This window comes from Mariniflexile sp. TRM1-10 (assembly GCF_003425985.1).
Classification (GTDB): Bacteria; Bacteroidota; Bacteroidia; order Flavobacteriales; family Flavobacteriaceae; genus Mariniflexile.
Genome location: NZ_CP022985.1, coordinates 1,238,180 through 1,252,806, shown reverse-complemented (window position 1 = coordinate 1,252,806; position 14,627 = coordinate 1,238,180). Strand labels below are relative to the sequence as shown.

The window sequence follows — 14,627 nt, the reverse complement described above, 5'->3', positions numbered from 1 at the left end:
CAAATTTATTTTGAAAGCTCGGTAAAATATTTGTAAAACAACGGAATGGTTTCGATGCCTTTTAAATAATTGAAAATGCCGAAATGTTCGTTTGGCGAATGAATAGCATCACTATCTAAACCGAATCCCATTAAAATGGTTTTGCTTTTTAGTTCTTGTTCGAATAGTGATACGATTGGGATACTGCCACCGCTTCGTTGCGGAATGGGTTTTTTTCCAAAAGTGGTTTCGTAAGCTTTTGATGCTGCTTGGTAGCCAATACTGTCAATAGGGGTTACGTAACCTTGTCCGCCATGGTGCGGTGTTACTTTTACGGTAACGCCTTTTGGTGCGATACTTTCAAAATGTTTTTTAAATAGCTGTGTGATTTCTTCCCAATCTTGATGCGGTACCAAGCGCATGGATATTTTAGCATAGGCTTTACTTGCTATAACGGTTTTAGCACCTTCGCCTGTGTAACCACCCCAAATGCCATTAACGTCTAAGGTCGGGCGAATGGAATTGCGTTCGTTGGTGGTGTAGCCTGTTTCACCATAAACATCTTCTATATTCAATGCCTTTTTATAGTCTTCTAAATTGAAAGGAGCTTTGGCCATTTCAATACGCTCTTTTGCTGAAAGTTCATCAACCTTATCGTAAAATCCAGGGATGGTAATATGGTTGTTTTCATCATGAAGCGAAGCAATCATTTTAGCTAGAATATTTATAGGGTTTGCTACAGCGCCACCATATAAGCCTGAATGTAAATCGCGGTTGGGACCTGTAACCTCTACTTCAACATAACTCAATCCACGTAATCCGGTGGTGATGGATGGGACATCGTTGGCAATCATTCCGGTATCTGAAATAAGAATCACATCATTTTTTAACTTGTCTTGATTGGTTTTTACAAAGGTTGCCAAATTAGCACTGCCAATTTCTTCTTCGCCTTCTATCATAAACTTCACATTACAAGGCAGTTGTTCTGTAGACACCATAAACTCCAGTGCCTTAATATGCATATACATTTGTCCTTTGTCATCGCAAGCACCACGAGCAAAAATGGCACCTTCGGGGTGTAAGTCTGTTTTTTTAATTACAGGTTCGAAAGGCGGGGAGTTCCATAAATTCAAAGGGTCTGGTGGTTGCACGTCGTAGTGTCCGTAAACTAAAATGGTTGGCAAGGTTTTGTCAATCATTTTTTCACCATAAACAATGGGGTGTCCTTGGGTTGGGCAAATTTCAACGGTATGGCAGCCTGCTTTTTCTAAATTGGTTTTAACGGCTTGGGCAGTTTTTAAAACATCATTTTTGAATGCTGAATCGGCACTAACAGATGGAATTTTAAGTAATTCTATAAGTTCAGAAATAAATCGGTCTTTATGTTCTTTGATATAAGATTGAATGTTTTTCATGAAGTATTCTTATGATTGTTTCAAAAGTACAAAAAAGAATATTTTTAACTTACTTCTTTGGAATAACCTTGATTTTAATGCTCATTAATAAAGTTGACTAGGACAGGAATCAATTCTTCTTTTAAAGCCAATTTAGGGTTACTATAGGTTTGAATATTTTTGGTTCTTTCGGCTTCTGATTCCTTAAGGATGTGATTCATGTTTTCTATAATTATTTTTTTTGCCTTTTGATTTGATTCGGATAATTTTTCGGCATCTTCAACATTTACTTGAATATCGGTTGTGCCTTGAACAATTAAAATAGGTATATTTAGTTTTGCTATTTCTAATTGTGGATTGTATTTAAACCAAGAAATTAAATAGGGTTGAACGCTTGGACGGAATAAGGCATAAAGCATTTCTGGAGCATTTTCTACGGTTTCGCCTTTTTCCAATTTTTCAATGATGGGTGCTGACATTTCTAAAACTAAAGGTGGTTGATCCTTTAGTTGTTTTCGTAAAATGTCGCCAGCAGGAAATCCAGTTCCAGCTAATGAAATAAATTTATCCACCTGTTTTTCTTGTGAAGCAACCATCCCTATTAGCGAGCCTTCACTATGTCCTAAAACTATTAAATCGCCAAACCTATTGTCTTTTTTGATGAAATTACACCATTGTTTTACGTCATTAATATAATGTTCAAAACGTAAATTAGATTCTTTAGTACCAGAGTTTTTACTTTTACCAATGCCTCGCTTATCAAACCTTAAAGAAGAAATGCCTTTTTCAGCTAAACTTTCCGCAAGCATTTTTAAAGAATTGTTTGTCATCATTGGGTTGTTTCCGTTTCTGTCGGTTGGACCAGACCCAGCTATTATTAAAACAATAGGTGTGATTTTTGATGGATCGGATATTGATAAAGTTCCGTGAATATCTCCAGTTTCAGTATTTAAAACAATGGGTTCTTCTTTAGATTGTGAGAGGGAATCATTGCTGAAAATGGAAATAAATAAGATTAAAATTATTTTTTTGTTCATAATTAATGGTATATCTGAAGGAGCAATTAATCTCTATAAATCATTATTTTTTAAAAGTATAAAAAAAAGAATGTTTTTAGTGATTTGAAGTTTGCAATTTAAAAATCTTGTTTATATTTGCAGTCCTTTAGCGGGCGTGGTGGAATTGGTAGACACGCCAGACTTAGGATCTGGTGCCGCAAGGTGTGGGAGTTCGAGTCTCCCCGCCCGCACTGTAAAGGAAAAGCCGAATCGAAAGATTCGGCTTTTTTGTTTTCAATTGTAACGTACCAATTGTTGTAATTCTGGAGGATATATATTCGGGTCAAGAACAGTTTCTGGATTTTTTTTGTTCCACATTAGGTTCAATTAATCTTAAATGTATGTGTTTTGAACGACTAGGCGGTACAGTACAGGATGGCAGTAAATATATTTTAACCTAAATTTCGACAATAATTTATTTATAGTTTAATGTATGATTTCGGATTTTAAATAATTTTTTTTATGATACACTTAATAAAATTAGTATTTTTAAATAATTTCATTATTTTTGTGCAATCGATTACAAATTTTTTTTTAAAGTATAAAATAATTGTAGCTTTGCCACTATCGTAAATTCCCGAAGTTCTAAAGAATTTGACACTTACAATTGACTTAAAAACAATATATGGACTTATTTAATTTAAAAGGAAAGAGAGCGCTTGTAACTGGTGGTACCCATGGTTTAGGTATGGCTATGGCTGAAGGCCTTGCGAGTGCCGGAGCAGAATTAATAATTACAGGCACAACCCCATCAAAAATGGAGGATGCTTTAAATTATTATAAAGGCAAAGGTTACAAAGCAAGTGGCTATTTATTTGATGTTACAAACGAAGTAGACGCCAAAGAAAATTTAGAAATTATCACCAAAGAAATAGGAGACATACACATTCTTGTAAATAATGCAGGTATAATAAAACGTGAATTGGCAATTACGATGCCAGTTGAAGATTTTAGACGTGTTATTGATGTGGATTTAGTAGGGCCTTTTATAATGTCACAATTAGTTGCAAAACAAATGATTGAACGTAAAGAAGGTAAAATAATAAACATTTGTTCTATGATGAGTGAGTTGGGTAGAAATAGTGTATCTGCCTATGCCGCTGCAAAAGGAGGTTTAAAAATGCTTACACAAAATTTAGCAACAGAGTGGGCTAAACATAATATACAAGTAAATGGTATTGGGCCAGGTTATTTTGCAACCAGCCAAACCGCACCAATTCGTGTAGACGGACATCCGTTTAATGACTTTATAATTAGCAGAACACCAGCAGCACGTTGGGGAAATCCTGAAGATTTAGCTGGAGCTGCTGTTTTTTTAGCTTCAAAGGCAAGCGATTTTGTTAATGGCCAAGTTGTTTATGTCGATGGCGGTATTTTAGCTACAATAGGTAAACCATCAAACGAAGATTAATATTTCAATATACAAAATGAGTACAAACTTTATTAGTGACAATTTTTTATTAGAGAATAAATACGCTGAAGAATTATATCATAATTATTCTAAAAGCCTGCCAATTATTGATTACCATAACCACTTGCCTCCGCAACAAATAGCAACGGATAAAACCTTTGAAAACATTACAAATGTTTGGATAAATGGCGACCATTACAAATGGCGTGCTATGCGTACCTTGGGTATTGACGAGAAATTCATTACTGGAAATGGCTCTGATAAAGACAAGTTTTTAAATTGGGCAAAAACAGTTCCTTATACCATGCGTAATCCATTGTATCATTGGACACATTTAGAATTGGCTAGATATTTTGATATTAATGAGTTATTAAATGAAAAATCTGCTGAGAAAATTTGGGAACAAACTCAAGAGAAATTAACATCTGGTAGTTACAGTTGTCGCCAATTACTTCAGAAAGCAAACGCAGAATTGGTTTGTACTACCGAAGATCCTATAGATAATTTACAGTACCATCAACAATTGGCTAAAAGCGATTTTAACGTTAAAGTTAGTACTGCTTTTAGACCAGATAAAGCCATTTTAATTAATGCAGATGGCTATAATTCATATTTGGATTCTCTTGCAAATGCTGCGGGTGTTTCGATCAATTCTTATGAAGATTTATTAAGTGCTTTAAGAAAACGTATTGAGTTTTTTAATGCCAACGGATGCAAACTTTGTGATCATGGATTGGATCAAATTTATTTTGAAACCTACACCGAAAGCGAAATAAAATCAATTTTTACCAAGAAAAGAGAAGGTAAAGCGATCTCAAATGACGATGCTTTAAAATTCCAAAGTGCTGTTTTAGTATTTTTATGTGAAACGTACCATGAATTTGGTTGGGTGCAACAATTCCATTTAGGTGCTTTAAGAAATAATAATGCGCGTATGCATCGTATTTTAGGACCAGATACTGGTTGGGATTCTATTGGCGATTATCCACAAGCACAAAAATTATCAGCTTTTTTAAACGCTTTAGATAGTAAAGATAAATTAACAAAAACCATTATATATAACTTAAATCCTGCTGACAATGAGGTTATGGCTACCATGATTGGTAACTTTAACGATGGGAGTGTAAAAGGTAAAGTGCAGTTTGGTTCTGGTTGGTGGTTTTTAGATCAAAAAGATGGTATGATAAAACAGTTAAATGCACTCTCTAATATGGGGCTTATTAGTTGTTTTGTAGGGATGTTGACCGATTCTAGGAGTTTCTTATCGTTCCCAAGACACGAGTATTTCAGACGCATCCTTTGTAATTTATTGGGTGATGAAATAAAAAGAGGCGAGTTGCCTAATGATATGGAATGGATAGGGAAAATGGTTTCAGATATCAGCTACAATAATGCAAAAGAATACTTTAAATTTTAAATAAAATTGTTACTTTACCAACCAAAGGTATAATTAACACCAATTAAACTAATAATTATGAATAAAACGCAGAAGATAGGTAACTATCGTTATAGAATTTTAGCACTGTTAATGTTTGCTACCACTATTAATTACTTTGATAGAAGTATCATTGGTGTAATGGCCCCAACATTAGAAAAATTGTTTGGATGGACAAATAGTGATTACGCTAATATTATGATTTCGTTTAAGGTTGCCTATGCACTTGGTATGCTTTTTATGGGAGGTTTAATTGACCGTTTAGGGACTAAAAAGGGATATACCTTGTCAATTGCTATTTGGAGTATATTTGGAATGATGCACGCTTTGGTGCGTCCAGGATTTAGTGTCATTGGATTTGCTGCAGCACGATTTGGTTTAGGCTTTGGGGAATCTGGAAATTTTCCGGCTGCCATTAAAACCACTGCAGAATGGTTTCCAAAAAAGGACAGAGCGTTTGCAACAGGTCTATTTAATGCGGCAACAAGTATAGGAGCTATTGCAGCACCGTTTGTTGTTGGTTGGATAGTCCATGAAGATGGTAAGAATTGGCAATTACCTTTTTTAATTACAGGAGCTTTAAGTGCACTTTGGGTGTTTTTATGGTTTAAAATGTATAAAAAGCCAGAAGTCCATCCTCATGTTACCAAAGAAGAACTAGCTTATATTCAAAGTGATTCCAATACAGAAAATGAAGAAAAATTACCTTGGACAAGTGTACTTGGAAAAAAAGAAACTTGGGCATTTGCTTTAGCAAAAACTACCGATGCTGTATGGTGGTTCTATCTTTTTTGGGGCGCGAAGTTTTTAGCAGATACTTTTGGTGTTAATATTCATAATATAGCACTGCCATTCTTTGTAATTTATATTTTGGCAGATGGAGGAAGTATTTTGGGTGGTTACCTTTCAGGAGTTTTTATAAAAAAGGGATGGTCTATCAATAAAGCAAGAAAAATAACGCTTTTAATTTGTTCCTTAATTATATTACCAGTAGCATTTGTGGCTATAACAGACAATAAATGGTTGGCTATTTTCTTGATAGGATTGGGAGCAGCTGGTCATCAGGCTTGGTCTGCCAATATCTTTACTTTGGCTTCAGATGTATTCCCTAGAAAAGCAACGGCCTCTGTAGTAGGTATTGGTGGAATGGTAGGTGCTGTAGCAGGTATTATTGCAGATTTTGCTTTAGGTTCTGTTCTAGATACAGCAGGAAATACTGGTTATTTTTGGGCGTTTCTTATTGCAGGATCCTGCTATTTAATAATATTAGGATTTGTTCATATATTAATGCCTAAAATGACGCCTTTAGATGAAAATTTAAAGCATATTATAGAATAATTAAATGATGTTTGTTTCTTACTGTTGTTTCAATTACTATGCAGTAGATAAAAGAGTATACAACTAAAAAATGAAAAAATTAAATAGAAAAAATGTTGGGTTGGAAGAAAAACTTCCAATCAAAATAGTACAATTTGGAGAAGGTAATTTCTTAAGAGCCTTTATAGGCTATGCATTTCAAGAATTGAATAAAGCTGCCGATTTTAATGCAGGGATAGCTGTAGTTCAACCAATTGATAGAGGTTTAGTAAGTATGCTAAACGATCAAGATGGTTTATATACACTTTTTATGAAAGGTGTTAAAAAAGGTGAAGAAATTCAAGAAGTTGAGTTAATTTCAAATATTGTTAAAGCAGTAGATCCTTACGCTAACTTTAACGATTATTTAAGTTTGGGAAAGGAAGATTCATTAGAATTTATTATTTCCAACACAACCGAAGCTGGTATTGCTTATGTAAGCTCGGACACACCTGAAATGCAACCACCAAGTTCGTTTCCTGCAAAGTTAACGTTACTTTTACATGAGCGTTTCAAGCATTTTAAGGGCGATGCAAGTAAAGGATTAACTATCATTCCTTGCGAGCTTATTAATCATAATTCCGAAACTCTAAAAGAAATCATTTTAAAGTATGTTTCCGATTGGAATTTGGGTGATGATTTTAAAACATGGTTATTAGAAAGCAATTCTTTTCACAGTACATTAGTAGATAGAATTGTTCCTGGATATCCAAAAGATGACATTGAAGCCTACAATGCACAATTAGATTATCAAGACAATTTAATAGTTGCTGCCGAAGTATTTTTACTTTGGGTTATTGAAGGAGGCGATGATTTAAAAGCAAAATTACCATTCGACAAAACAAATCTAGATGTTAAGATTGTTGATGATATGCAACCATATCGCACCAGAAAAGTACGTATATTAAATGGTGCACACACTGCAATGGTGCCTTTTTCATTACTTTACGGAAACAAAACAGTAAAACAATCTGTAGATAATGAATTTACGGGGCCTTTTATAAACAAAGCGGTATTTGGTGAAATAAACGATACCCTTGAAATGGATAAAGACGAATTAAATAGTTTCTCTGATGAAATTTTCGATCGTTTTAGAAACCCGTTCATCGTCCATAATTTATCAAGTATTGCACTAAATTCAATCTCTAAATTTACAGTAAGAGTACTACCAAGTTTATTGGGATATATAAAAATCCATAATAAGGTGCCAACCAATTTAACCTTTGCCTTTGCTGCTTTAATACGTTTTTATAAAGGTACATGGCATGGAGAGGCTTTACCGGTTCAAGATAGCAATGATATTATTGCAACTTTTGCCGACATTTGGAAATCTACCGATTATACTGAAATTGCTAAAAAGGCATTAAGTATTGAAGACTATTGGGGTGAAGATTTAACAAAAGTTGATAACCTAACCGAAGCCGTTGCTTTAGCTTTACAAGAAATTGATGCCAACGGTATTGAAGCTGGATTTGCTAATTATAGCAAAAGGTTTTAAACACAACTAATTTAAATTATTAGTATGCAAAAGAAAATCATGAAAGTAAATGCATCAGATAACGTTGCAGTTGCTTTAGTCAATTTAAAAGCAGGAGAAGTTATTTCTTTTGAAGGACAAGATATTAAAGTACTGTCAGATACAAAATCTAAACATAAAATAGCTTTAGAAAGATTTGAATCTGGTGAGAGAATTATCATGTATGGTGTTCTTGTTGGATCTGCCAATGGAGTTATTGAAAAAGGGGATGTTTTAACTGTTGAAAATGTAAAACATCAAAGCGAAAAAGTATTTGGTAGAACAGAAACTTTTAGTTGGACAGCACCAAATGTTGATAAATGGAAAGATAAAACCTTTTTAGGCTATCATAGAGAAGATGGACAAGTTGGTACAGAAAACGTGTGGTTGTTTTTTCCATTGGTATTCTGTGAAAACCGAAACATTGAAATTTTAAAAGAAGTTTTTGAAAAAGAGCTCTTAAAGCAAAAAGTGAATCCACATCAAATGTTACTTCGCTCGTTAGTTAGTGGTAATGAAGAAACAGAAGTAGTATCAACAACGCCAGATGTGTTCGATAATATTGATGTGAAATTTATAACCCACCCAGGTGGTTGTGGAGGTATTCGTCAAGATTCTGAAAGTTTAGCAAAACTTTTAGCAGGGTACGTTAATAATCCAAACGTTGCAGGAGCAACCGTTTTAAGTTTAGGCTGTCAAAACCTTCAAATAAGTGTATTTAAAGAAGCCTTGCATAACATCAATCCAAACCTAAACAAGCCAGTTCTTATATACGAACAACAACAAATGGGAACGGTAGACGAGATGTTAACGGCAATCGTTAAAGAGTCTTTTGAAGCTATTAAAAAAGCCAATAACATTAAACGCGAACCAGCCCCTTTGTCTAAACTACGCGTAGGTTTGGAGTGTGGTGGTTCAGATGGTTTTTCAGGAATATCTGCCAACCCAACTTTAGGAGCGGTATCAGATTTATTAGCAGCCCTTAACGGAACCGCAGTTTTAGCAGAATTCCCGGAATTATGTGGTGTAGAACAGGAATTGGTAAACCGATGTGTTGACGACGAGGATGGCAAAAAGTTTTTAAAGTTAATGAAAGCTTATGAAAAATCTGTGGTTGATGCAGGTTCAGGGTTTGATATGAATCCGTCACCAGGAAACATTAAAGATGGTTTAATAACCGATGCGATGAAATCTGCAGGAGCTGCTAAAAAAGGAGGTACATCGCCTGTGCAAGATGTTTTAGATTATGGTGAGTATATTACTAAGCCAGGTCTTAATTTATTATGTACGCCAGGTAATGATGTGGAAAGTACAACAGGCTTAGTAGGTTCTGGGGCCAATGTGGTTTTATTTACTACAGGCTTAGGAACACCAACCGGAAACCCCATTGCACCAATTATTAAAGTTTCTTCAAATACAGAGCTTGCAGAACGCATGCCAGATATTATTGATATTGAAACAGGCGCCGTAATTCGCGGTGAAAAAACAATTGAAGAAATGGCTGATGAAATGCTTGAATTTATTATTAAAGTAGCCAGTGGAGAAGTTCAAACAAAAGCAAAATTGTTAAACCAAAATGATTTTATACCTTGGAGACGAGGTGTGTCTTTATAAAAAGTAAACAAGTTAAAGAATTTGTTTAATATTTGAAAGCATAAAAAAACCAAGAACTATATCTTGGTTTTTTTATGCTTTTATTAAACGGGTTCATTTTATGAACATATTTAGCTATTTGCCAGCACAGGAGATTTAAGCGAAGAATCTCTAATTATTAATTCTGGTGATAAAATAACCTGTTTTTCAGATTTTATTTTTTTACCGTTATTGGCTTCTTCTAAAAAAACCTGTGCCGAAATTCTGCCCATTTCTATTGGAGATTGATCTACAGAAGTTATTGAAAGTTCCATAAATCGAGTAAATGGTTCGTTACTAAAACCCACAACACTAATATCTTCCGGGATTCTAAGCCCATGGGCTTTAATTTCTTCAATAGCACCTAATGCAGTAAAATCACTGGCAGAAAATATAGCATCAGGACGTGTTTCCATAGCTAAAAGTTGTTTTGTTACTTTTCTACCTTCAAGAACTTTACTCATGGTTTCTATTACTAAACCTTCATCAAATACAAGGCCATTATCAATAATCGCTTGTTTATAACCCAAATACCTGTTTTTGAAAATTTGTATTTCACGATTATTAGACAAATGTGCAATATGCTTACAGCCTTGGTCTATTAAATGTTGAGTCGCATCATAAGCGCCTTTAAAATCATCAATGGTTACAGAACTAATCCCTTCAATGTCTTTTTTTCTATCGAAAAATATTAAAGGAACTCCTTTTCTAAGAAGTTTTTGGAAATGGTCGTTTGTTTCTAACTTAGCATTGGAGATGGACATTAAAATACCGTCTACCTGAGCGTTTAGCAACGAGTTGATATTTTCCATTTCTAAATTTTCTTGATCATGAGTCTGACAAATAATCACGTGATAGCCGTTTGGATGTAATTCTTCTTCAATACCACGAATTACCGAGGCAAAAAAGTTACTATCTATACGAGGTACAATAACTCCAACATTAAAGCTTTTGCCACTTTTAAGTGCTAGAGCAAGCTTGTTTTGCTCATAGTTCATTTCTTTAGCGGTATCATTAACCAGTTTACGTGTAGCTTCACTTATTTTAGGATTGCCATTTAAAGCTCTCGATACAGTAGCAGCGGTTATGTTAAGCTTTTGAGCTATATCATAGATGGTTGTTTTTTTTCTCATGAGTTAATTGGCTGGGTTTATGTGAGTACAAACTTACTAAGTTATTTGAAAACAGTTTAATGATAATTAGTTAATAAAAATAAAAATTATTTTTTATGGGCGCAATATATAATTTTTAGGTTATTTAAAATTTACCTTTTGCTTATTTAATAAAAATTTAAGCAATAATAGTGCAATATATAGATATTTTTTTATTTTTGTTGTAATCGATTGCAATTTTTAGTTTCTTATTTTTCGTAAATAATCGAAAATTTTAGTAAATAAAACAAAAAAAACATTCTTTTTGCTGTATCTCTCTCCATTAAAAAGAATAATAATCATTAACCATCTATTATAATGCCTATGGGTAAAAAGAACTGCCTTTACATTAAAAAGCAATTAAAAACAATTAACACAAAAGACAAACTAATCAAGAATGAAGACAAAAATGAATTTTAAATATTATTTCCTGTTATTAGGTATACTATTTTACTTGCCAATTTATGCGCAAAACACATCCAATGTAAAAGGAAACGTTTCAGATGAATCTGGAATACCATTGCCAGGGGTGTCTATCGTCGTAAAGAATACAACAAAAGGAACTGCTACCGATTTTGACGGAAATTATTCGATAGATGTTAAGTCTAGCGATATATTGGTATTCAGCTTTTTGGGTTATAAAACTCAAGAAATTCCTGTTAGCGGAAAATCTACCATAAATGTAAGTCTAAGTGAAGACAAAAATGTTTTAGATGAAGTGGTAGTCATAGGGTATGGGAGTACCACAAGACGGGATGTTACTGGTGCCATTGCTTCTGTAACAGGAGAAAAATTAGCGGCAGTACCAGTGCCTGATGCAGCTCAGGCTTTACAAGGTAAGTTGCCAGGGGTTAGTGTTACTACTCAGGATGGACGTCCTGGAGCCGATATTGCCATACGTGTTCGTGGCGGTGGTTCAATATCACAAAGTAATCAGCCACTTTTTATAGTTGATGGGTTTCCTGTAAGTTCTATTAGCAATATTCCTGGAAGTCAAATACAAAGCATTGACGTTTTAAAAGATGCCTCTTCTACAGCTATATATGGAGCACGTGGTGCAAATGGTGTTATTATTGTTACTACAAAAAGTGGTAGAAGTGGTAAAACAACAGTTAATTATGATGGGTACACACAGTTTAGTATGATACCAAAATACATCCCAGTTATGGGAGCTTATGATTATGTTGCATATAACTGGGCATATGCAGATGCGGTTGGTAGCCAATATTCAGATGCTTGGGAAAAACTATGGTTAATAGGTGATGAAAGTGGTTCCAATACTGCTGGAATTGATTATTACAGGAATGTTGGAAGTCGAGATTATACAAAAGAATTGTACAATTCAGCTTTTACACATAATCATAATTTTAATATATCTAGTGGTAATGAAAACACGAGATACCTTTTAGCGTTTAATCATTTAGATCAAGAGGGTAACAAAGTAGGATCAGGTTATGAAAGAAGCAACTTATCTATCAAGCTGGATCAAAAATTAGGAGACAAATTAGATTTTTCTTTAAATACCCGTTATGCTCAAGAAAAATCATTAGACAACGATGGTAATTCTACGGCTTATTATTTCCGTCCTATCAACACAAGTGATGTTTTGGGTGATTTAGATGTCACTAGTAATTCGCAATTAGGAGATTATAACAATATCCTTCAAGATGCTTACAATCCAGTTTCAATAGTAAATGATAATGTGCAATTAGATAGAAGACGTTCTTTAGTTAACAATGCGTCATTAAGTTGGGAAATAATTGATGGCCTTACTGCAAAAACAGATTTAGGTTTAGGTGTTACTTGGAGAAGACAAAAACAATGGACAGGAGCATATACCAATAACTATTTTGATGATTTTGGAGAGAAGACTTTTGGAGGTAACGCACGTATTATATCAACTGAAGGTTGGAATTTACGTTGGGTGAATACCTTAAATTATGAAGTTCAAGGTTTAGGCGAAAACCATAAATTAAGCATCCTTGCAGGTATGGAAGTAGCCGATTCTGGCTCTGAAACTCTTGATGCTAGGGGGGTAAGATATCCTAAAGCTTATGATGCCGATCGTGCTTTTGCAAACATGCGAGATTATGATACAACCGAAGGTGATAAAAATTACTTTACTTCAACAGTATCACCGGCAAATAGATTACAATCTTATTTTGGTCGTTTAAATTATTCCATGTTTGATAGATATTTACTAACAGCAACAGTTCGCGCCGATGGGTCATCAAGATTTGCTCCAAGTAACCGTTGGGGGTATTTTCCAGCAGCAGCATTTGCATGGCGTATGTCTGAAGAAGACTTTTTGAAAAACTCTAGTTGGATTAATGACTTAAAAATGCGTGTATCTTATGGTTCTGTAGGTAGTGATGCCATTAGCTCAGAGTTATGGAAACAAAGTTGGGCTTCGGGTGTAGGAACGTATTCTATTAACGAGGAATTACAACCAAATTATACGCCTGCTTCAGATTTATTGGCTAACCCAAATTTAAAATGGGAAACCACCATTACTAGAAACTTAGGTTTGGATTTTACATTATTTGATAATAAATTATCTGGTACTATAGAAGTATATAAAAATACCGTTAAAGATTTATTATTAGTCTCTCCTGTTTCAGGATTAACAGGTTTTAGATTTACGCAAGAAAACGTAGGGTCCACTAGCAATAAAGGGCTAGAAATATCTTTAAATGGCGATTTAATTTCTTCTGAAGATTTTAATTTACAAGCAAGTATTAATGTGAACTTTAATAAAGGGAACGTAGATGAATTGGCAGATGGTATCGACGGCAGTTATAGTGCTGGTTGGGGCGGTGTTGCGCAAAACCCAAGAGAAGACTATGTATTTGAAGTTGGTAAACCAGTTGGATTAATTCAAGGTTATACACATGATGGTTGGTATACTACAGATGATTTTGATTATGACCCAAGTACTCAAATTTATACGCTAAAACCTGGAATAGCCGATTACGCTAGTGGTGTTTTAGGATTCGTTTATGGAACAAACGCTAACAAGCCAGGTTCCCAAACAGCATATCCAGGTGTTCAAAAAGCAAAAGACCTTAATGGTGATGGCATTATAAACGATGAAGACGTTACCATTATTGGAGATACGAACCCAAGTAATACGGGTGGTTTTAGTTTGTCTGGAAATTATAAAGCGTTTGATTTTGCCTTAAACTTTAACTGGAGTGTTGGAAACGATATCTATAATGCAACACATCAACAGGCTTATTTAGGAAATAAAGAAGCAGGAGTTTATAGAAATAGATTTCAAGAACTGGCTGGACATTATAAAATTTATGACATCGTCAATGGTCAATTAACAAAGGTTGTAGATCCAGCGGCTTTAGATGCACTTAATGCAAATGCAACTACGCACTTACCATATCCTGAAAGTACCATAGTTTCTACTTTTGCTATTGAAGATGGCTCCTATTTAAGGCTTAATACAGCTACACTAGGTTATACACTTCCTCAATCTGTTGTCGATAGATTTGGAATAAATAAATTCAGAGTGTATGGGTCGGTCTTTAATGTATTTACCCTTACAGGGTACAGTGGATTTGACCCTGAAGTAAATGCTGACGAGAGAGGTAGGAATGATTTTTATCCGACACCAGGGCTTGATTTCGGTTCATATCCACGTTCACGCACGTTTACGTTTGGAGTAAATATTGAATTTTAATTTA

9 protein-coding genes and 1 tRNA gene are annotated in these 14,627 nt (G+C 34.4%); 7 read left to right on the top strand and 3 right to left on the bottom strand.

Features of this window, described 5'->3' with window-relative positions:
• Positions 1-5 precede the first annotated feature (5 nt).
• Positions 6-1,394 carry a dipeptidase gene (locus CJ739_RS05325; protein ID WP_117173149.1) on the bottom strand — a complete coding sequence of 463 codons (1,389 nt, stop codon included), beginning with the start codon at positions 1,392-1,394 and terminating at the stop codon, positions 6-8.
• 74 nt (positions 1,395-1,468) lie between these two features.
• A complete protein-coding gene (locus tag CJ739_RS05320) occupies positions 1,469-2,410 on the bottom strand; it encodes an alpha/beta hydrolase (protein WP_117173147.1) in 942 nt (313 codons plus the stop codon).
• A 130-nt stretch (positions 2,411-2,540) separates the two neighbouring features.
• Here CJ739_RS05320 and CJ739_RS05315 point away from each other — a divergent pair.
• From CJ739_RS05315 to CJ739_RS05290, 6 genes are all read left to right on the top strand, one after another.
• A tRNA-Leu gene (locus tag CJ739_RS05315) sits at positions 2,541-2,622 on the top strand.
• A gap of 434 nt (positions 2,623-3,056) precedes the next feature.
• Complete coding sequence (locus tag CJ739_RS05310) at positions 3,057-3,842, top strand: gluconate 5-dehydrogenase (protein WP_117173145.1); 786 nt, start codon at positions 3,057-3,059, stop codon at positions 3,840-3,842.
• A 16-nt stretch (positions 3,843-3,858) separates the two neighbouring features.
• On the top strand, positions 3,859-5,259 hold the full coding sequence (gene uxaC, locus CJ739_RS05305) for a glucuronate isomerase (protein WP_117173143.1): 1,401 nt from the start codon (positions 3,859-3,861) through the stop codon (positions 5,257-5,259).
• Positions 5,260-5,316: 57 nt separating this feature from the next.
• Positions 5,317-6,615, top strand: a complete 1,299-nt coding sequence (locus CJ739_RS05300) for an MFS transporter (RefSeq protein WP_117173141.1) — start codon at positions 5,317-5,319, stop codon at positions 6,613-6,615.
• Between the two features lie 70 nt (positions 6,616-6,685).
• Positions 6,686-8,131: a tagaturonate reductase gene (locus CJ739_RS05295; RefSeq protein WP_117173139.1), complete on the top strand. Its 1,446-nt coding sequence runs from the start codon at positions 6,686-6,688 to the stop codon at positions 8,129-8,131.
• Positions 8,132-8,155: 24 nt separating this feature from the next.
• On the top strand, positions 8,156-9,763 hold the full coding sequence (locus CJ739_RS05290) for a UxaA family hydrolase (RefSeq protein ID WP_117173137.1): 1,608 nt from the start codon (positions 8,156-8,158) through the stop codon (positions 9,761-9,763).
• 110 nt (positions 9,764-9,873) lie between these two features.
• On the opposite strand, the gene CJ739_RS05285 is transcribed toward CJ739_RS05290, so the two are convergent.
• Positions 9,874-10,914, bottom strand: coding sequence for a LacI family DNA-binding transcriptional regulator (locus tag CJ739_RS05285; protein ID WP_117173135.1), 1,041 nt, complete (start codon positions 10,912-10,914; stop codon positions 9,874-9,876).
• A 415-nt stretch (positions 10,915-11,329) separates the two neighbouring features.
• On the opposite strand from CJ739_RS05285, the gene CJ739_RS05280 reads away from it, so the two are divergent.
• Positions 11,330-14,623, top strand: coding sequence for a SusC/RagA family TonB-linked outer membrane protein (locus CJ739_RS05280; RefSeq protein ID WP_117173133.1), 3,294 nt, complete (start codon positions 11,330-11,332; stop codon positions 14,621-14,623).
• The last annotated feature ends 4 nt before the right edge of the window (positions 14,624-14,627 follow it).